Source organism: Janthinobacterium saanense (assembly GCF_014200675.1).
Classification (GTDB): Bacteria; Pseudomonadota; Gammaproteobacteria; order Burkholderiales; family Burkholderiaceae_D; genus Janthinobacterium.
Window position 1 is genome coordinate 138,707 of sequence record NZ_JACHCI010000010.1, and the last position, 20,897, is coordinate 159,603.

Annotated in this window: 14 protein-coding genes; 13 read left to right on the forward strand and 1 reads right to left on the reverse strand. The window is 60.4% G+C overall.

Annotated elements, in window-relative coordinates:
• Positions 1–19: 19 nt before the first annotated feature.
• On the reverse strand, positions 20–784 hold the full coding sequence (locus HDE72_RS15280; protein ID WP_221291280.1) for an AraC family transcriptional regulator: 765 nt from the start codon (positions 782–784) through the stop codon (positions 20–22).
• A gap of 196 nt (positions 785–980) precedes the next feature.
• Between HDE72_RS15280 and leuS the strand changes: the two genes are divergently transcribed.
• The 13 genes from leuS (at position 981) to HDE72_RS15345 (ending at position 20,890) form a co-directional block, all read left to right on the forward strand.
• Complete coding sequence (leuS, locus tag HDE72_RS15285; protein WP_183742365.1) at positions 981–3,620, forward strand: leucine--tRNA ligase; 2,640 nt, start codon at positions 981–983, stop codon at positions 3,618–3,620.
• Between the two features lie 5 nt (positions 3,621–3,625).
• A complete protein-coding gene (locus tag HDE72_RS15290; protein WP_183742367.1) occupies positions 3,626–4,267 on the forward strand; it encodes an LPS-assembly lipoprotein LptE in 642 nt (213 codons plus the stop codon).
• 16 nt (positions 4,268–4,283) lie between these two features.
• Positions 4,284–5,300, forward strand: coding sequence for a DNA polymerase III subunit delta (gene holA, locus HDE72_RS15295; protein WP_183742369.1), 1,017 nt, complete (start codon positions 4,284–4,286; stop codon positions 5,298–5,300).
• Positions 5,301–5,316: 16 nt separating this feature from the next.
• A complete protein-coding gene (locus HDE72_RS15300) occupies positions 5,317–6,582 on the forward strand; it encodes a glutamate-5-semialdehyde dehydrogenase (protein WP_183742370.1) in 1,266 nt (421 codons plus the stop codon).
• A gap of 75 nt (positions 6,583–6,657) precedes the next feature.
• Positions 6,658–7,095 (forward strand): CopD family protein, encoded by a 438-nt coding sequence (locus HDE72_RS15305; protein ID WP_183742372.1) that lies wholly within the window; start codon positions 6,658–6,660, stop codon positions 7,093–7,095.
• Between the two features lie 10 nt (positions 7,096–7,105).
• Positions 7,106–7,726 carry a 2-hydroxychromene-2-carboxylate isomerase gene (locus tag HDE72_RS15310; protein WP_183742374.1) on the forward strand — a complete coding sequence of 207 codons (621 nt, stop codon included), beginning with the start codon at positions 7,106–7,108 and terminating at the stop codon, positions 7,724–7,726.
• Positions 7,727–7,821: 95 nt separating this feature from the next.
• Positions 7,822–9,024: a THUMP domain-containing class I SAM-dependent RNA methyltransferase gene (locus tag HDE72_RS15315; RefSeq protein ID WP_409254971.1), complete on the forward strand. Its 1,203-nt coding sequence runs from the start codon at positions 7,822–7,824 to the stop codon at positions 9,022–9,024.
• A 187-nt stretch (positions 9,025–9,211) separates the two neighbouring features.
• A complete protein-coding gene (locus HDE72_RS15320; protein ID WP_221291281.1) occupies positions 9,212–10,492 on the forward strand; it encodes a multidrug effflux MFS transporter in 1,281 nt (426 codons plus the stop codon).
• A gap of 204 nt (positions 10,493–10,696) precedes the next feature.
• On the forward strand, positions 10,697–12,850 hold the full coding sequence (locus tag HDE72_RS15325) for an HDOD domain-containing protein (protein ID WP_183742376.1): 2,154 nt from the start codon (positions 10,697–10,699) through the stop codon (positions 12,848–12,850).
• A gap of 5 nt (positions 12,851–12,855) precedes the next feature.
• Positions 12,856–15,060: an EAL domain-containing response regulator gene (locus tag HDE72_RS15330; RefSeq protein WP_183742378.1), complete on the forward strand. Its 2,205-nt coding sequence runs from the start codon at positions 12,856–12,858 to the stop codon at positions 15,058–15,060.
• A 3-nt stretch (positions 15,061–15,063) separates the two neighbouring features.
• Positions 15,064–16,623 carry an SEL1-like repeat protein gene (locus tag HDE72_RS15335; protein WP_183742380.1) on the forward strand — a complete coding sequence of 520 codons (1,560 nt, stop codon included), beginning with the start codon at positions 15,064–15,066 and terminating at the stop codon, positions 16,621–16,623.
• 229 nt (positions 16,624–16,852) lie between these two features.
• Complete coding sequence (locus HDE72_RS15340; protein WP_260176716.1) at positions 16,853–17,557, forward strand: DUF4197 domain-containing protein; 705 nt, start codon at positions 16,853–16,855, stop codon at positions 17,555–17,557.
• Between the two features lie 375 nt (positions 17,558–17,932).
• Entirely contained in the window at positions 17,933–20,890 is a 2,958-nt protein-coding gene (locus tag HDE72_RS15345) for a YjbH domain-containing protein (RefSeq protein WP_183742382.1), read from the forward strand.
• Positions 20,891–20,897 lie beyond the last annotated feature (7 nt).

Sequence of the window (20,897 nt, forward strand, 5' to 3'; positions counted from 1 at the left end):
TTGTAAAAATGGAAGGTAGTCAAAGTTGCTTGCCGGCCAGCCAGGTTTCGGGCGAGCTGTGCGCGAAGTCCTGGAAGTCGTGGATCAAGTGCGACTGGTCGAAATAACCATGTTCCAGGGCAAGCTGCGCCCAGTCCGGCGCCCCTTGTACGCGCTGCAAGGCAGCGTTGGCCGCCCGAAAGCGGCAGATGCGGGCAAACAGCTTGGGGCTGATGCCGACCTTGTGCCGGAATTGCAGGGCCAGATGCTGGCGTGACACATTCAATTGTTCCGCCAGGCTATCGACGCGCAGCCTGCCCTGGGTGCGCTCGATCAGTGCAATGGCGTGGCCCGTCAGGCCCGGTGCAGACGGCGGCGCTCCCGTGCGCAGGCGCAGCAGCAGGTGGTCTTGCAAAATAGCAATTCGTTGCTCATTTTCCAGGGGATCGCTCCACAGCGCGTCGGCCAAGCGCGCCGCCAGGTCGCGGCCCCACAGCGTCTGGATATCGGTGCGGCCATCGTTCAGCTCGCACAGTGGCAATCGAAAGAAGCTTGCCGCCGCGCCCGGCTTGAAGCGGGCCGCCACCGTCTGCACCAGGCCCTGGCTGACCACGCTGATCGGCGCCGTCATCATGCCGACGGCAAAGCTGGAGTCCTGCTGGTCCTGGCACAGGATGTCGATACAATTATCGGGCAAGACCTGGTGCGTGAGGACGCTATTGCCCGCCTGCACGCGGCAGGTCCAGACGCAGGCCAGCCATGGCCGCAAGGCGGGAAGCGGGGCATATTCCTGGTAGACGATCATGGCCGGGCTTGGTGCAAAGAATAAGATTGCTGCATATTACACACTGCAGGCCAGGGGTGGCACATGGTGTTTATTGACGCCTGCAAAAATATGCCAGGCCGGGCAGGCGCCGCGCCGCGCTATCGGGCGGCGACAACCAGTATAATGCTCGGTTCATATTCACTATTGGCTGGGCCACGCTGGTCCCACATACATCATGCAAGATAAATATAGTCCCGCCGACGTCGAACAAGCCGCTCAATCGCACTGGAAGGCGATCGATGCCTATAAAGCCGTCGAACACGATCCGCGTTTTCCAAAAGGCAAGTACTTTGCCTGCTCGATGCTGCCTTACCCTTCGGGCAAGCTGCACATGGGTCACGTGCGCAACTATACGATCAATGATGTGATGTACCGCTACCTGCGCATGAATGGCTACAACGTGCTCATGCCGATGGGCTGGGATGCGTTCGGCATGCCGGCGGAAAACGCGGCCATGGCCAATAATGTGCCGCCTGCACAATGGACGTATTCGAATATCGCCCACATGAAGCAGCAGATGGAATCGATGGGCCTGGCCATCGACTGGTCGCGCGAAATGACCGCCTGCAAGCCGGAATACTACAAGTGGAACCAGTGGATGTTCCTCAAGATGCTGGAAAAAGGCATCATCTACAAAAAAACCGGCACCGTGAACTGGGACCCTATCGACCAGACCGTGCTGGCCAACGAGCAAGTGGTCGACGGCAAGGGCTGGCGTTCGGGCGCGCTGATCGAAAAGCGCGAAATCCCGATGTACTACGCGCGCATCACCGATTACGCGGAAGAGCTGCTGGCCTATGTCGATGACAAGCTGCCGGGCTGGCCCGAGCGCGTGCGCACCATGCAGACCAACTGGATCGGCAAGTCGACCGGCGTGCGCTTCGCCTTCCCGCACCAGATCAAGGATGCCGCTGGCTCGCTGATCGGCGACGGCAAGCTGTATGTGTTTACCACCCGTCCAGACACCGTGATGGGCGTGACTTTCTGCGCCGTGGCGGCCGAGCACCCGCTGGCGATCCACGCCGCGCAAACCAATCCTGCATTGGCAGCTTTTAACGCCGAATGCAAGCTCGGTTCCGTGATCGAAGCGGACATGGCAACGATGGAGAAGAAGGGCATGCCGACCGGCCTGTTCGTCACCCATCCGTTGACGGGCGCGCAAGTGGAAGTCTGGGTCGGCAATTACGTGCTGATCACCTACGGCGACGGCGCCGTGATGGGCGTGCCGGCGCATGATGAACGCGATTTCGGCTTCGCCAAAAAATACGATCTGCCGATCAAGCAAGTGATCGAGATCAAGGGCAAGGAATTCTCGACGGACGCCTGGCAGGAATGGTATGGCGAGAAGGATGGCGTGTGCATCGCTTCCGGAAAATACAACGACCTGCATTTCGCGTCCGCGGTCGATGCGGTGGCCGCCGACCTGGCAGAACTGGGCCTGGGCGAAAAGAAAACCACCTTCCGCCTGCGCGACTGGGGCATTTCGCGCCAGCGTTACTGGGGCACGCCGATCCCGATGATCCATTGTGCCGATTGCGGCGTGGTGCCGGTGCCTGAAAAAGACTTGCCGGTGGTGCTGCCGGAAGACTGCGTGCCGGACGGCACGGGCAACCCGCTGAACAAATACGAAGCCTTTTTGCAGTGCGACTGCCCGCAGTGCGGCAAGCCTGCACGCCGCGAAACCGACACCATGGATACTTTTGTCGATTCGTCGTGGTACTACATGCGCTATACCTCGCCAGGCGCGAACGAGTCCATGGTCGACGAGCGCAATGATTACTGGATGCCGATGGACCAGTACATCGGCGGCATCGAACACGCCGTCATGCACTTGCTGTACGCACGCTTCTGGACCAAGATCATGCGCGATTTCGGCCTGGTCAAGTTCGACGAACCTTTCGTCAACCTGCTGACGCAAGGCATGGTGCTGAACGAAACCTACTTCCGCAAGGATGCAGTTGGCAAGACCACCTGGTTCAACCCGGACGACGTGCGCCTGGCCCTGGATGACAAGGGCCGTCCGCAAAGCGCGATCCTGGTGGCTGATGGCGAGCCGGTGGAAATCGGCGGCACGGAAAAAATGTCGAAGTCGAAAAACAATGGCATCGACCCGCAAGCGCAGATCGAACAGTATGGCGCCGACACGGCCCGTCTGTTCACCATGTTCGCTTCGCCGCCGGAACAGACGCTGGAATGGTCGGGCAGCGGCGTCGAAGGCGCCAACCGCTTCCTGCGCCGCGTGTGGAACTTCGGCTATGCCAAGTCGGCCACGATCCACGCAGCGCTGGCCGCCGGCCCTGCGGCCGCGACGGGCGAGGCGCAGAAAAACCTGCGCCGCGAATTGCACAAAATCCTGCAGCAAGCCGATTACGACTTGAAGCGCATCCAGTACAACACCGTGGTGTCAGCCTGCATGAAGATGCTCAATACGCTGGAATCGGCCAAGCTGGACGACAGCGCACAGTCGAACGCGCTGATCGCCGAAGGTTATTCCATCTTCCTGCGCCTGCTGAATCCTGTCGCGCCGCACATCACCCACGTGCTGTGGCAAGAACTGGGTTACGCTGGCGTACACGGAGATCTGCTCAACGCTTCCTGGCCGCAAGTGGACCCGCAAGCGCTGGAGCAGGCCGAGATCGAAATGATGATACAGGTGAACGGCAAGCTGCGTGGCTCCATCACGGTAGCCAAGGATGCGGATAAAGCCAGCATCGAAGCGGCCGCGCTGGCATGTGAAAGTGTGCAGAAGTACATCGAGACCACGCCGAAGAAAGTGATCGTCGTGCCTGGCAAGTTAATCAGCATCGTGGTGTAAAACTTATGGCGACTTCTTTTTCCGTATCGTTGTTGGGTGGGCGTACATGGCGCGCCATGCTGGCGCTGGGCCTGGCTGTCCTGCTGTCGGCTTGCGGTTTTCATCTGCGCGGCACGAATGGCAGCTTCATGCTGCCGTTCGCGACGATGCATATCTCGCTGCCTGCTTCGTCGCCGCTGGCGATCGACTTGAAGCGCTATATCCGCGCCATTGGCAGCACGGAAATCGTCGAGACCAGGGACGAGGCCGACGCCGTGTTCGACGTGATCAGCGATCCGGAGAAGAATCGTACGAAAACCATTTTGATCCTGAACAGCAATGGCCAGGTAGGCCAGTACCAGCTGGGCTATTCGATCGTCTTCCGCGTGATCGACAAGGCGGGTAACCAGCTGCTGGGACCTACGACCATCAGCCTGAATCGTCCGATCACCTTCGACTCGACGCAGCTGCTGGCCAAGGAAACGGAAGAAGCGGGCCTGTACCGCGACATGCGCAACGATTTGGTGCAGCAGATCATGCGCCGCCTGGCCGCGATCAAGCCGGTGCTGCCGGCCATGTCGGTAGCGCCTGTCGCACCAGTGACGCCAGTGACGCCAGTGACACCGGTGCCGCCTGCCGTGCCGGCCGTGCCGGCCGTGCAGAAGTAAGCGGAACGGGCACAACATGCAATTGCGGATAGACGCGCTGGACGGGCATGTAAGCAAGCCGCTGGCGCAACTGTATGTGATCACCAGCGACGAACATCTGCTGGCGCTGGAAGCTGCCGACAAGATCCGCCGCGCCGCGCGCGCGCAAGGTTATTCCGAACGCGACGTGCTGACGGTGGAGCGCAGCTTCAAATGGGGCGAGCTGCTGGCCGCCAACCAGGAACTGTCTTTGTTTGGCGACAAGAAGCTGATTGAGTTGCGCATCCCCACCGGCAAGCCTGGCAAGGATGGCGGCGCGGCGCTGCAAAGCTATGCGAAAAATCTCAGTCCCGACAACCTCACCCTGATTACCCTGCCCAAGCTGGACTGGGCAACGCAAAAGGCGGCCTGGGTGGCCAGCCTGCAGCAGGCTGCCGTCTACATCGACATTCCCAATGTGGAAAGGGCGCAGCTGCCGGCCTGGATAGGCCAGCGGCTGGCGGCGCAAGGGCAGAGCGCCGAACGCGCCAGCATCGATTTCATCGCCGACCGGGTAGAAGGCAATCTGCTGGCGGCGCACCAGGAAATCCAGAAATTGGGCTTGCTGCACGAAGCGGGCAAGCTGACGTATGAACAAGTGCAGGACGCGGTGCTGAACGTGGCCCGCTATGACGTCTTCAAGTTGTCCGAAGCCATGCTGGCTGGAGATACGGCGCGTTTGGTGCGCATGCTCGAAGGCTTGAAGGGCGAGGGCGAGGCGCTGCCGCTGGTCTTGTGGGCCGTCTCCGAAGAAATCCGCACGCTGTTAAAATTGAAGGCTGGTATGGCGCAAGGGCGGCCACTGGGCGCGTTGCTGAAAGAGTACCGCATCTGGGGACCGCGTGAGCGGATGATGGAGCCGGCACTGCGGCGCATTTCGCTGCCCGTGCTCGACGCGGCGCTGCAGGAAGCGGCGCAGGTAGACAAGATGATCAAGGGCTTGCGCGCCAGGGGGCACGCGGGCGACGCCTGGGACGCCATGCTGCAACTGGGCCTGAAGATCGCCAGAGGGTAATTTTATGGATAAGAGCATGGATATCACTGAATATATGCAGGACGTCGGCACGCGCGCCCGCACCGCTTCGCGCGCCATGGCCCGCGCCGACAGCGCCACGCGCAACCGCGCCCTGAGCCTGATCGCCGCCGCCATCGTGCGCGATGCGGGCCTGCTGCGCGCGGCCAACCAGCGCGACCTCGATGCCGCCGCCGCCGCCGGCCTGGCGCCGGCCATGCTGGACCGCCTGACCCTGTCCGACGCGGCGATTGCCACCATGGTCGAAGGCTTGACGCAGATCGCTGCGCTGGCTGACCCGATCGGCGAAATCTCGAACATGAAATACCGGCCGACGGGCATCCAGGTGGGCCAGATGCGCGTGCCGCTGGGTGTCATCGGCATCATCTATGAAGCGCGTCCCAATGTGACGGTGGATGCGGCCGGCCTGTGCATCAAGAGCGGCAACGCGACCATTTTGCGCGGCGGTTCGGAAGCCATCCATTGCAACCGCGCCCTGGCCAAACTGGTGCAGGAAGGCCTGCTGGGAGCTGGCCTGCCGGCCGATGCGGTGCAAGTGATCGATACTACCGACCGCGCCGCCGTTGGCGCCTTGATCACCATGCCGCAATACGTGGACGTCATCGTGCCGCGTGGCGGCAAGGGCCTGATCGCGCGCCTGATGCAGGAGGCGACCGTGCCGATGATCAAACACCTCGATGGTATTTGCCACGTCTACATCGACGCCAAGGCCGATATCAAGAAAGCGCTCGATATCGGCTTTAACGCCAAGTGCCACCGCTATGGCACCTGCAACACCATGGAAACCCTGCTGGTGGCGCGGAGCATCGCGCCGCAAGTGCTGCCGCAACTGGCCGAACTGTATTTGACCAAGCAGGTCGAGCTGCGCGCCGATCCGGAAAGCTACGCGATTCTGGCGGGCTACCCGCATCTGGTGGCCGCCACCGAGGAAGACTGGTCTACCGAATACCTGGCGGCGATCTTGTCGGTGAAGGTCGTCGACGGCATCGATGAAGCCATGGACCATATCAACCAGTATTCGTCCAGGCACACGGAAGCCATCATCACGGAAGACTACAGCGATGCGCTGCGTTTCCTGCGTGAAGTCGATTCGGCTTCCGTGATGGTGAATGCCTCCACGCGCTTTGCAGACGGATTCGAATATGGCCTGGGCGCCGAAATTGGCATCTCGAACGACAAGCTGCATGCGCGCGGCCCGGTCGGACTGGAAGGCCTGACCTCGCTCAAATACGTGGTCTTCGGCCACGGTGAAGTGCGCAAATAAAGTACGCAAACAAGTTCCCCAGACGGGTCAGCAGGCCCGTTTTACTCCTTCGTTACCTCTGACACTGGAAGCACCATGCTCTTTCTCTGGATTAAAGCTCTGCACATCATTTTCGTGATGTCCTGGTTCGCCGGCCTGTTTTATCTGCCGCGTATCTTCGTGAACCTGGCGATGGAAACGGAAACGGTAGCCACCGAACGCCTGCTGCTGATGGCGCGCAAACTGTACCGCTTCATGTCTTTGCTGATGCTGCCGGCGATGGTATTTGGCCTGATCCTGCTGTGGATGCAGTACGGCGGTGGCGGGGGCAGCTTCAAGATGCCGGGCTGGATGCACGCCAAGCTGACCTTCGTGGTGCTGTTGATTGGCTATCACCACGCTTGCGGCGCCATCCTGCGCAAGTTTGAAAAAGGCCTTAATAAACGCAGCCATACCTGGTTCCGCTACTTCAACGAGGTGCCGGTGGTGATGCTGCTGGCCGTGGTCGTGCTGGTCGTGGTCAAGCCTTTTTAAGAGAGACAATATGAGCAACAGCCAAAACAAGACAGTCCAGTATTTTTTTGCGCCCCATTCGCCGTGGACCTATCTGGGCCATGCGCGTCTGATCGAAACCGCCGCCAGAACCGGCGCGCAGATCGACGTGCGTCCCTTCGACCTGGGCAAGGTCTTCAGCGTATCGGGCGGCTTGCCGCTGGCCAAGCGCGCGCCGCAGCGACAGGCATACCGCCTGACCGAACTGGCACGCTGGTCGGCATTTTTGCAAGTGCCCCTGAATGTGCAGCCGAAGTTTTTCCCTGTCTCGCCGGAAGCGTCGGCCAAGCTGATCATCGCCACGCGCCTGGCGCATGGCGTGGACGCCTCTTTGACGCTGGCGCACGCCATCATGCGCGGCCTGTGGGCCGAGGAGCGCAATATCGGCGATGAAGAAACCCTGGTGCAGATCGCCACGGATGCGGGCTTTGACGGCCGCCAGTTGCTGAAAACCTCGGAGACCGCCAGCGTGCAGGCAGAGTACGACGCCAACACCGAAGCGGCCACCGCCGCCAGCGTGTTTGGTTCGCCGTGGTATATCGTCGATGGCGAAGGCTACTGGGGCCAGGACCGCCTCGATTTTGTCGAGCGCGCGCTGGCAGACAGTAAATAAGAGCAGTTTTTTTAATTTAGTATTTTTTTTAACGTAGTAAGCAGCGCCTGTAATCTAGCGGGCGCTCAACACAATGGATAAAGGGTACACCAACCATGGCTTCATATTTTTGCCCATGCCCGCGCGGCATGGAAGCGGCGCTGGCCGAGGAACTGGGCGAGATCGCCCAGGACAGCACGACCCTGAAGGTACACAATCAGGTACCGGGCGGCGTGCATTGCTCGGGCGATCTGCTCGACGCCTACCGCATCAACCTGCACTCGCGTATCGCTTCGCGCGTGCTGATGCGCATGGCCCATTCCGGCTACAAGACGGAAAACGATATTTATGACCTGACCCTGGCGCAGCCTTGGGAAGACTGGTTCGGCGTGCATCACACCATCCGCGTCGATGTTACCGCCGTCAAATCGCCGCTGCGCAGCCTGGAATTTACCACCCTGAAGATCAAGGATGCGATCTGCGACCGCTTCCGCGACCAGTTCAACGAGCGTCCATCGGTCAACACCAAGACGCCGGACATGCGCATCGTCGGTTTCCTCGACGCGCACACCTTTACCGTTTACCTCGACACCTCGGGCGAAGCGCTGTTCAAGCGCGGCTGGCGTGAAGAGACAGGCGACGCGCCGCTGCGTGAAAACCTGGCGGCCGGCCTGCTGCGCGTGTCAGGCTGGAAGCCGGGCATGGTGCTGTTCGATCCGATGTGCGGTTCCGGCACCATCCTGGCCGAAGCGGCGCAAATGGTGCAGGGCATTCCACCGGGCGCCTCGCGCCAGTTCGCCTTTGAAAATTTCCACGACTTCGATCCGGCGCCGTGGAACGCCATGAAGAACGCCATCAAGGCCAATCCCCTGCCTCTGGAGCCGACAATTTTCGGCAGCGATATCTCGGGCGACATGGTCGCCATGACGCGCCACAACCTGCGTTGCGCCGGTGTGCGTTTCGAGGTGCCGCTCAAGCAGATCGAAGCGCAGGAAGTCAAGCCGCCTAGCGATGTGGCTGGCATCATGCTGACCAACCCGCCGTACGGCGAGCGTATCGGCGTGCGTGGCGACAGCACCATCCCGGAAGATGAGTTGTCGACTTCGTTCTACTCGGCCATGGGCACCACCCTCAAGCAGCGCTTCGCCGGCTGGACCGTGTTCCTGTTCACCGCCGACCTGGGCTTGCCCAAGCTGCTGCGTTTGAAGGAAGCGCGCAAGACGCCATTCTTCAACGGCGCGCTGGAATGCCGTTTGTTCCGCTTCGATATGGTGGCCGGATACAACCGCCGCGAAGAAGCCAAACCAAAAAATAGCTGATTAAACCTGCTGCGCGTCGGGATAGGCAGTCTGCGATGCTCACCGTACTAGTGTACGGTTGCGCTTCTCGGCTACCTCTCCCTTCCGCTCGCTACGGTTTTCTCAGCTATTTTGGAGTCTGTAGAAGTTCATGGTAATGCATTAAACCGCAGACCGATTCCGGTCTGCGCGTCACTTTGGATAGTTCATGTTTCCCACCCCGCCGGCCAATGTGCCGCCAGATCCGGTCACGCCGGTGCCGCCTCCGACTCCCAGCCATATGGCGCCGCTGAGCCGGGGGGCGCTGGCGACGATGCTGGCCGGCCTGTCGATGCTGGGGCCGCTGTCGATCGATACCTATCTGCCCGCGTTCAGCAATATCCAGACGACCTTGCAGGCGTCGCCGCTGGAAGTGCAGCAGTCGCTGACGTTTTACATGCTGGCCTTCGCCGGCATGGTGCTGTGGCATGGCGCGATCTCCGACGCCTTCGGCCGGCGCAACGTGATCCTCGTGTCGCTGCTGATGTTTGCTATCGGTTCGCTCGGTTGCGCTTCGGCCCATACCGTGCACTACCTGTGGTTCTTCCGTATTTTGCAGGGTGTGTCGGCCGGTGCCGGCGTGGTGATCAGCCGCGCCATCATCCGCGACCTGTATTCCGATACGGCGGCGGCGCGTTTGCTGTCGCTGGTGACCATGATCTTTTCCATTGCCCCGGCCGTCGCGCCCGTGCTGGGTGGCTGGATCGTGGTCTGGTTCGACTGGCGCACGATTTTCCTGTTCCTGGCGGGCTACACGGTGATCCTGCTGGCGTTCTGCTACTGGCGCCTGCCCGAGACGCTGCCGCTGGAAAAACGCCAGCCCTTCAATCCGCGTTTCCTGGCGTCGAGCTACGGCGAGATCCTGCGCTCGCCCCTGTTTCACATCAAGGCTGGCATCGTGGCCCTCAATTTCGCCGGCCTGTTCCTGTTCATCACGGCCGCGCCGGAAATGCTGCCCAAGCAGCTGAACCTGGCGCCGCCGCAATTCGGCTGGATGTTCATTCCCTGCGTGAGCGGGATTTTCCTGGGGGCGCTGGCGGCCAACCGCATCGCCGGCAAGATCACGTTCGCGCGCCAGATCGGCATCGGCTTTGCCTTCCTGCTGTGCGCTTCCAGCGTCAACGTGGCCTACCATTTGTTCTTGCCGCCAGCCTTGCCATGGACGGTGCTGCCGCTGTTCTTCTACACCTTTGGCATGTCGCTGGTGGGGCCGGGCGCGACCTTGCTGGCGCTCGACCTGTTCCCGCATATCCGCGGCACGGTGGCGTCGTGCCAGTCGTTTGCCAGCACCTTGCTGGGCGCGATCGTCGCCGGTGTCATTTCGCCGCTGTTGTCGGGCTCCGTGTTGTGGCTGGCGTCGGGCCAGCTGGCGTTTACGGGGCTGGCCCTGGTGCTGTGGCTGATTTCGCGCCGCTTCCGCCACCGCTTGCTGGGCTCCGTCAAACGATAAAGGTACTGTTGGATAAAGGTGGATTTATTTCAACTTGGTTTTCTCTATTGCAAGTAATATCGGGCGCTTAATGATACTATGACTTTTTTATGGCATCCTCTCGGGCGGTATATTTTTGGCATGCAGGAGTGGAGGATTCCTCTGAACGTGGCCGCGCTTCGCAGCTGAGCGCTCTTCCTTTTTGAACCGGCAATGCCTGATACGATGCATCAATCCGATCAAGATATACGCAATCGCTTGCTGATTGCCCGTCTGCCGGCCATGCCGCAGATCCTCATCAAACTGATCGCCCACCTGCAAGCCGACGATGCCGGCATGCCTGAACTGGCCGCCCTGATCGCCAAGGACGCGGGCATGACCAGCAAGATACTGGGCGTGGCCAACAGTTCGGCCTATCACCGCCATGGCCGGGACATCAGCCTGGAACAATCGCTGGTGTCGCTGGGCACGGACATGATCAAGACCCTGGTCATCAGCGAATCGGTGTTCCAGACCTTTAACAGCTTCCCCCATTCCGGCAGTACCGATCTGCGCGCTTTCTGGAAAAGCTCGCTCTCGGCCGCCGTCATGGCGCGCGCGATTGCCAAGGCCATGGCCTACCCGCAGGCCGAGGAAGCCTATCTGGCTGGCCTGCTGCACAATGTGGGCCGGTTGGCCCTGCTGGCCACGGCGCCCAAGGAATATGCCTACAATTTCACGGCGCGCGACGATGCAGCCCTGTGCGCGGTGGAGCAGCGCACCTTGCAAATTACGCATGCCGAAGCGGGTGCCTGGCTGATTGAACGCTGGCGCCTCGATTCCTTTTTGGCCGACAGCGTGCTGTATCACCATGAACCGCTGGCGCGCCTGGAGGCCAGCCATCCCTTGATACGCATCGTGCGCCTGGCGCATCTGTTGTGCTGCCACGCCGGCGATACCGAGGCGATCGCGCAGGCGCGCCAGTTGTGCGCAATCGAGGAAGAGGTGCTCGATGCGATTGCCAGCAGCGCCGCGCGCCAGGTGGAACAGGCGGCGCAGCACCTGGGGATAGACCTGGCCGGCGCCGACGATATCGTCACGCCGCCCGCCTACGCGCCGCCGCCCGTCGACCCGGTGCAGCAGCGCCTGTCCGAAGACGTGCGCAATATGGTGCTGGTGTCCGAGGTGGGCCAGACCTTCGCCCGCCAGCAGGGAGAAACCAGCCTGTTCGAGGCGATCACGCGCTCGGCGCGTATCCTGTTCGATTTCGAGACCACCGTCATCCTGCTGGAAAACGCTAGCGGCCATGCGCTGATGGGCGTGGCGGCCGGCGAACAGCAGCAGCGCCTGGCCGGTTTTTCAGTGCCGCTGGCGCACGGCGGACCGCTGGCCGCGTCGGCGCTGGAATGCCGCTTGACCTTTTTGAAGCGCGATATGCCGGGGCTGGGCATCGTCGAAGAACAGCTGTTCCGCATCCTGGGCACCGACAGCCTGGTGTGCCTGCCCCTGGTGTCGGGCCAGCGCAGCCTGGGTGTCTTGATCGGCGGCGTGGCCGCGTGGCAGATTCCCGCCAGCCAGAAACGCGAAGGTTTTTTGCGCGCCTATGGCAACCAGGCGGCCAGTGCGCTGGAAGCGGCCGTCAGTGCGCGCGGCCATGCGCGGCGCCAGCTCGATCACGTGGCCGAGGAATACCGCGAAGCGTCGCGCCGCGTGGTACATGAAGTCAATAACCCGCTGTCCATCATCAAGAACTACCTCGGTGTGCTCGATAACAAGCTGGCAAGGCAGGAGCCGGTGGTGGGCGAGATGGCGATCCTGAATGAAGAAATCGACAGGGTCGGCCATTTGATCCACGGCCTGGCCGATCTGCAGCCCGTGGTCGCTAGCGGCGTAAGCAATTGCGCGCGCGTGGTCGACGACGTGCTGCGCCTGTTCCGCGCTACCGACTTCCTGCCGGCGAAAATCGAGATCGTGACCCATATGCACGATGCCTCGTGCGACGTCGAGGCGGACGCCGATACCCTCAAGCAGATTTTGCTCAACCTGCTCAAGAATGCCATCGAGGCGCTGCCCGATGGCGGACGCATCGAGGTGCGCAACCGTGGCCACGTCAACCGTGACCGGCGCCTGTACCTGGAGCTGAGCGTGAGCGATAACGGCACCGGCCTGGCGCCCGAAGTACTGGCCAATCTGTTTTCTCCCGTGCGCAGCCACAAGGAAGGCGCACACCATGGCCTGGGTTTGTCTATCGTGCATGAACTGCTCACCCGCCTGCATGGCGTGATCGGCTGCCGCAGCAGCAAGTCCGGCACCTCGTTTGAAATCCTGCTGCCGCTGGCGCAGAGCGTCGCCGCTTCCGCTCCCGTGCCGGTACTCGGTAACACCGCCCTGTTTTCGTAACGTCCATGAACTCCTCCGCTACCCCGTTCGACCTTGAGAATTGCCCGCGTATCCTGCTGGTCGACGATGAGCCCCGCTTGCTCGCGTCCCTGTACGAATTGCTGAAGGACCGTGCTTATCAGCTGCACACGGCCACTTGCGGCAGCGAGGCGCTGGCGCAGCTGTCGAAACTGCGCTTTGACCTGATCCTGCTGGACTTGCGCCTGCCCGACATGAGTGGTCATGAAATCATGGACCATATCAACCGGCGCGGTATCGAGGGTGATGTGATCGTGATGAGCGGCGACGTCGGCATCGAAGCGGCCATCGGTGCCCTGAAGCGGGGGGCTTATGATTATCTGCGCAAGCCGTACAGCCACGAAGAACTGCTGAAAACGGTGGAGAACGCGCTGCAAAAGCGCAAGCTGGCGCTGGAAAATGAACGTATCGCCTCGCAGCTGGAAACCTCGGAAAAGATGTACCGCTACCTGGTCGACAGCTCGCCCGACATCATTTATACCCTGAACCACGAAGGGCGCATTACCTTCATCAATGACCGGGTGCAGCAGATCCTGGGCTTTAGCCGTGAAGAGCTGATCGGCAGTCATTATTCGATCCTGGTGCATGATGAAGACCAGGAGCGTGCGCGCTACGCCTTCAATGAGCGGCGCCTGGACGACCGCGCCTCGCGCAATGTGGAACTGCGCCTGAAGTGCCATAGCGGCGGTGGCAGCGACCGCACCTTCAACAATACCCTGATGACGATACCGCTGACCTCGATCGGCGTGCATAGCGCCGATCACGAGACGCGCAAGCAGGAGTATTTCGGCACTTATGGCGTGGCGCGCGACATCACCGACCGCAAGCGCGCCGAAGAAGTCATTTCTTATCAGGCTTACCACGATATCCTGACCGACCTGCCGAACCGCATGCTGTTCAAGGACCGCCTGGGCCTGGCCGTGATACAGGCACGCCGCAAGCTGACGGAACTGGCCGTGATGTTCATCGATCTGGACCGCTTCAAGCTGGTCAACGATACCCTGGGCCACGTGAAAGGCGACGAATTGCTGCAGCAGGTTGCCCTGAGACTCAAGGATTGTTTGCGCCGTGGCGACACCCTGGCGCGCCAGGGCGGCGACGAGTTCACCATCGTGCTGCCCGAATTGCGCGACCGCCAGGATGCGCGCACCATCGCCGACAAATTCCTCGAATGCCTGCACCAGCCTTTCGATCTCGATGGCAACCAGGTGCATATCTCGGCCTCGATCGGCATCGCCATCTATCCGGGCGATGGCGAAACCATCGATGAACTGCTGCGCCATGCCGACATCGCCATGTACCAGGTCAAGGCGCTGGGCAAGAATGGCCACAGTTTTTATCATGAGTCCATGCTCGATGTGTCGCACCAGAAGATCGCGCTGGAACAAAGCCTGCGCAAGGCGCTGGAGCTGAACCAGCTGGAAATGTATTACCAGCCGCAGGTGGATGTGACGACGGGCCGTATCGTGGGCGCGGAAGGCTTGATGCGCTGGAACCATCCGCAGCGTGGCTTGCTGACGGCCGGCGAATTCCTGCCATTTGCCGAAGACAATGGCTTGATGCTGCCGATCTCGGACTGGATGCTGGGCGCCCTGTGCCGCGACCTGTTGCAGTGGAACGCGGCCGGTGGCGAAGCGGTGCGCCTGTCCCTGAACCTCTCGCCGCAATACCTGGACCGCGGCGACTTTTTCGAGAAGATGCGCGGCGCTTTGATACGTTATGGCATTGCGCCGGAAAAGATCGAAGTGGAAATCACGGAAAACATCTGCATCCGCAATCCGCAGTATGCGATCGAACAGTTGAACAAGCTGTGCCAGCTGGGCGTGTCGGTGGCCATCGACGATTTCGGCACCGGTTATTCTTCGCTGTCCTACCTGCACCGCTTCCCCATCCACACCATCAAGATCGACCAGTCGTTTGTGAAGGAAATCCACGACGAGAACGGGCACTATCCCGTCATCCTGGCCATCATCTCGATCGCGCGCGGGCTGGGCCTGCACCTGATTGCCGAAGGCGTGGAAACGGAAGGCCAGGCGCGCTATCTGCAGGACAAGGGCTGCACCACGATGCAGGGGTATTTGTACCACCGGCCGATTTCGCTATCGAGTTTCATCGCCGTGCTGGAAGAACAGAACCGATTGATCGCCGACGCGGCCAGCCCTGCGCCGCGGCCGCTGGCCATCGAAGCCTGACGCATGGACGCAGCTGAAGCTTCCTATACGGCGGATTATCTGCGCCTGAAAGGTTTGGCCGGGAAGGGCCATGCGAATGCCCAGCACAGCCTGGGCTTCATGTATTTCAATGGCCAGGGCATCGCGCAAAGTTATGCGCAGGCGCTGCACTGGTATGGCCTGGCGGCCGCGCAAGGGCTGGAACACGCGCAATACAACCTGGGCGTGATGTGCCAGAAGGGCCAGGGCGTGGCGCAGGATTTCACGCAGGCCGCACACTGGTATCTGAAGGCGGCCGAGCAGGGGTATGCGGCGGCCCAGTACAACCTGGGCTGGCTGTATGCCAAGGGCCAGGGCGTGGCGCAAGATAGCAGCCAGGCCATGCTCTGGTTCAGCCGCGCGGCCGAGCAGGGCGACGCGGGCGCGCAAAACAATCTCGGCATGATGTACGACAATGGCAAGGGCGTGCCGCAGGATTTTGTGCAAGCCATCAATTGGTACCGCAAGGCGGCCGAGCAGGGGTATGCGCGGGCCCAGTTCAACCTGGGCCTGCGCTACGACAATGGCCAGGGCGTGCCGCAAGACCGGCAACAGGCCAATGGCTGGTTGCGCAAGGCGGCCGAGCAGGGGTACGCGCCAGCCCAGTTCAACCTGGCGCTGCGCCATGAAAATGGCGAGGTGCTGCCGCAAGACTACCGGCTGGCCATCGCATGGTACCGGCGCGCTGCCGAGCAGGGCCACGCCAGTTCGCAATTCAACCTGGGCCTGATCTACGACAATGGCCGGGGTGTCCCTGGCGACAAGCAGGCGGCACTCAGCTGGTACGCCAAGGCGGCAGGCCAGGGCCATGCCGCCGCGCAGCACAATCTGGGACTGCATCACGAACATGCCACCCAGGATTACGCGCGGGCGCTGATGTTTTACCGCCAGGCGGCCGAACAGGGTTTTCCGGCGGCCCAATACCAGCTGGCCCACTTGCATGCGCAGGGGCAGGGCGTGCCCGCCAATGAGCCCGAGGCCGTGTTCTGGTATCGCAAGGCAGCTGACCAGGGCCATGTCCGCGCACAGTTCGACCTGGGCCTGCGCTATGAGCATGGTCAGGGCGTGCCGCAGGACGTGGGCCTGGCGCTGGAATGGTACCGGCGCGCGGCCGAACAGGACTATGCGCCGGCGCAGTATATGCAAGGCGTGCTGCACGACCGTGACGATGGCCCCGCGCCAGACAGCGTGCAGGCGTGCGCCTGTTATCGCCGGGCCGCGGCGCAAGGCCACAGCATGGCGCAGTTCGTGCTGGGCCTGCGGCATGACAATGGCCAGGATGTGCCGCAGGATTATGTCGCCGCCTGCGCCTGGTATGCGCTGGCCGCGCAGCAGGGCCATGCGCGCGCCCAGTTCAACCTGGGGTTGATGGCCGCCAGCGGCCAGGGTGCGCCGCTCGATTTGCAGCAGGCCTATCTGTGGCTGTCGATGGCCGCCGCTGCCGGCGTGGCCGGCGCAGAAAAAGCCGTGCTGCAGACAGCGGCGCGCATGCGTGATGCAGACTTGGCACAGGCGCGCCAGCGGCTGGCGGCCTTGAGCGCCTAAGATCCCGCGAAAACGTTGCCGCGCATGCAAGTCTTGCGCCGGATTCTTTCGTGCGTGAATACAACAGAGTTTGTTGTATATTCCATTCCCCGTACCCGTGCGGCTTGTCCTTGGGTCTGGCACCGAAGAAAATGCTGCAGTACGGAAGTTTTGATGTGCTAATGTTTCAGGCGAAGAAGATTTGTCTGTTCAATCGCTACCTGTTCCACCACCTCAACAAAGGAAGAATATGCGCCCGAACTCTCGCCTTGGTCTGCTTGCGCCCTTGTCATGCGTGCTGATTTTGTGTGCCGTGCCTGCCATCGCCGCCAATCCCCTGGCCGCTTTGAGCAACCAGGACGCCAGCAATGGCCTGAAGGCGGCGCTGGATGCCGGCTCGGCCGCCGCGGTTGCCAAATTGGGCGTGGAAAATGGTTTTTTGAATAATGACAAGGTCAAGATCAAATTGCCAGGCGTGCTGGAACAGGCCAAGCCCTTGTTGAAAATGACAGGGCGCGGGCAGCAGTTGGATGATCTGGTGGTGTCGATGAACCGTGCCGCCGAGTCGGCCATACCGATGGCCAAGCCCTTGCTGATCGACGCGGTCAAGTCGATGAGCGTCACCGACGCCAAGAATATCCTGTCTGGCGGCGACACTTCGGTGACCGACTTTTTCCGGCAAAAGACGGCCGCGCCGCTGGCCGTCAAATTCCTGCCCATCGTCAAATCGGTGACCGACAAGTCTGGCCTGTCCAGCAAATACAACAGCACCATGAGCCAGATCGGCAAGACCGGGCTGGTGCCGCAGCAGCAATCGACGGTAGAGGGCTATGTCACCGACCGCGCGCTCGACGGCCTGTATTTGATGATAGGCGAAGAAGAAAAAGCCATCCGCCGCGATCCCCTGTCGTATGGCAGCAAGATTATTGGCAAGGTGTTTGGCAGTTTGAAATAATTTATTATAAAATATATAATTTTCTCGATTGAAATGCGTCTTGTTTGGTGTTTGTAGTGTTTGGGAAACAAGTTACGTATTTGTCATAAGAGAAGAATGTTAAAATTCTGCGACATAAAATTTTGAAAGTGTGGTTGACCGGATTTAGCCGACTAAACATGTCAGATTTCTAGTGGCGAACCGAAGCGCGGCAATGTTGGATGCCGCCAGGTTGGCCTTTTCCGTTTTTCAGCTTCCCTTGCGCTGGTTGTTTTCTAGGCATCATCAGGAATTCCAGGTACAAGATATTTTAGGTAGTCAGATTTGTTAAGCGTACTCAGAAAATCAATTAAAACTACCTGGTATGGATGTCTGATCCTTGGAGTTCCTGGTGCCATGGCGGCTACGCCCAACCAGGGTGGGCAATCTGGCTATATCAATATGCCCAGCGCCGTGGTGGAAACTGATGGCACATTCAGCGTGGGTTATAGCTATAACAGTCCGTATGGTCAGACCTGGGTAACGTCGAGTATTCTGCCTTTCTTGCAGGTAACGGGACGGTATGTGTCGATTACGGGTATTCCTGCATTCGGTATTAACGATACTGGCTATGGCAAAGGCTATGGCCGCTATAAGGATAAAGTACTCGATGTAAAGTTGCGCTTGTGGACGGAAGGCGACTGGATGCCTTCCGTTGCCATTGGTGAAACAGACGTATTTGGCACAGAATTATTCAATGGGCAGTATATCGTTGCCACCAAGACTTTTGGCGCGAGCAAGAATGTCGAAGCGAGCCTGGGTTATGCCCGCAAGCGCCCGGACGGCCTGTTTGCCGGTGCACGCTGGACGCCAGCGAGTTTGCCGCGCTGGTCGATGGTTGCGGAATATGACACAACCAATTACTCCAGAGATTATCTGGCCAGTGGTTCGGGAGCTGCCTTGCGTCACAAGGGCCCTTCCCTGGGCCTGGAATATCGCTGGGGCTGGCTTGCGCTGCAAGCAGCGCGCAGCCGTGACCAATTCAGCATTAATGCCTCGGTCAGTATCCCGTTTGGTGAACGTGAATTTATTCCCAAGCTGTTTGAGCCGGCTTACTTTGTCGATGACAAAAATCCACCCCCACTGCCCAGCAAGGAAGAGTGGCACCGAGATCCTGGCTATGGCGCCGATCTGGTCAATGCCTTGGTGAAACAGGATTACAAGAATATCCGCGTTGAGCAAGAGGGCAATGTTCTTAGCCTGAGCCTCACCAATAGCCGTATTTCAAATCTGGGACGTGCCGTGGGCCGTGCTGCGCGCACTGCTGTCGCTTTCACGCCACAGGGCGTAACGACTCTGCGTATCACTTACACCAAGCTGGACCAGCCGATCGCCACTTACGAGTTTTTTGATTTGCCGAAACTGAACGATTATTTGGCAGGCAAAATCGACCGCCAGGCGTTTCTCGATGTCGTACTGTTGCGTTATCCGGAAAAGAGCGATGTCATCCGCGACGAACAGCAAACTTGGCTGCAAGAGTTTCTCGATAAGCCAGCGGTGTCAAAGCCTGTCGTTGCTACTGCGCCCGCTGCGGCGCCAGTTGTCACGGCGGCAGTTCATGTATCGCCGGTGCTGGCGGCAGCGCCGGCCAGTCAAGTCCTTGAGATACCTGTGCCAGCGGTGGTCAAGGCAGGCGATGCGGTGAATACGGCGAACAATGATGGCAAGCTGGCCGTTGGCCTCGGTGTGGACGGTGATGTGGTCCAGGTCAAATCGCTGGACCGCGAGGCGAACCGTTTCAAGATCGCACCCAAGGTTGGATTTTTCTTCAACGACCCTAGCGGCGCTTTCCGTTATTCGATTTCTGCCGTGGCTAATTATGACCGCCGTCTTGGTGATGGCTGGTACTTCAACAGCGCAGCCAGCCTGCAGTTGATGGAAACCGTGTCGGGCGTCAAGCAGCCTTCCAATAGCGAGTTGCCACACGTACGCAGCGATGTGGCCGACTATTTGCGCGGTAGCCGTTTCTCGCTGAGTCGTATTTTGTTGAACAAATATGATAATCCTGCCGAACGCGTGTACACACGTTTATCGGCGGGTTTATATGAAGAGATGTTCCGTGGTGCAGGCGGCCAGGTCCTGTACCTGCCGAAAGACAGCCGCTGGGCTGCCGACCTGGCCGTCGACGCCTTGCAGCAGCGTGGCTTCAAGGGTTTGCTCGATTCGCGTGACTACAAGACGGTGACGGCGATAGGTTCCCTGCATTATCGCTTGCCGCACGATATTACCGTCACAGCCCGTGCCGGCCGTTTCCTGGCAAAAGACACCGGTGTGCGCATGGAGTTCAAGCGCCGCTTCCAGTCTGGCATCGAAGTGGGCGCCTGGTACTCGCATACGAATGGCAACGACATCACGAGTCCGGGTACGCCAGCCCAGCCGTATCAGGACCGCGGCGTCTTCTTGTCGATACCGTTGAACAGCATGTTGCCGATGGATACGCAATCGACGGCCGGCTTCGCGCTTTCGCCATGGACGCGCGACGTGGGCCAGATGGTGGCTTCGCCTGGCGACCTGTATGACATGGTCGAGCGCCCGCGCGCCGACATGCATAGCTACGATGGCCTAGGTAATTTTGCCGAACGCCCTGACGAACAAAACCTGCCTGCCGTCAATCCTCCAGATCGTCCCTTTGTCAGCCCATGGCCGGCCATGCGCGCGCGCCTGGAGCAATCGTCCTCGGCGATGCCGACACCTCCTGAATGGCTCAAGGCGACGGCGCTGATCGGCGGCGTGGCGGTGTCATCGGCGCTGCTTGACAAGCCAGTCGACCGTTTCGTCAAGAAACACGAAAATTCCACTGCGTTCCGCAACTGGGACAAACTCGGTAAAGCTATGCCGTATGCACTGGTGGGTGCGGCCGGGGCCGCCCTCGCGTTTGGTGACGACAGGATGCAAAATACCGGCTTGATTTCCATGCAGTCGGTGGCTGCGGCAACGGGCCTGGCTCTGGCGGGCAAATATGCGATTGGACGGGCTCGTCCCGATGAGGAGCGCGGTCCATGGAGCAGTGTCGGTAGCGGAACATCGCGCTCGGATGCTTCTTTCCCCTCGACCCATTCGGCGGTTGCCTTTGCTGCCGTGACACCTTTTGCCAAAGAGTATGATGCACCGTGGTTGTATGGCGTGGCGGCAGTCGGTTCTGCCGGCCGTATAGCTGGCCGCAAGCATTGGGTGTCCGATACGGTCGCCGGTGGTCTTGTGGGCTATGCAATGGGTAGCTGGTTGTGGAATGCACAGCGGGACCAGAGCAAGTCAGGCCTGTCGATCAATCCAGGGCCGAAGGAAGTCAGCGTGACCTGGCAAAGCAAATACTAGGCGCGCA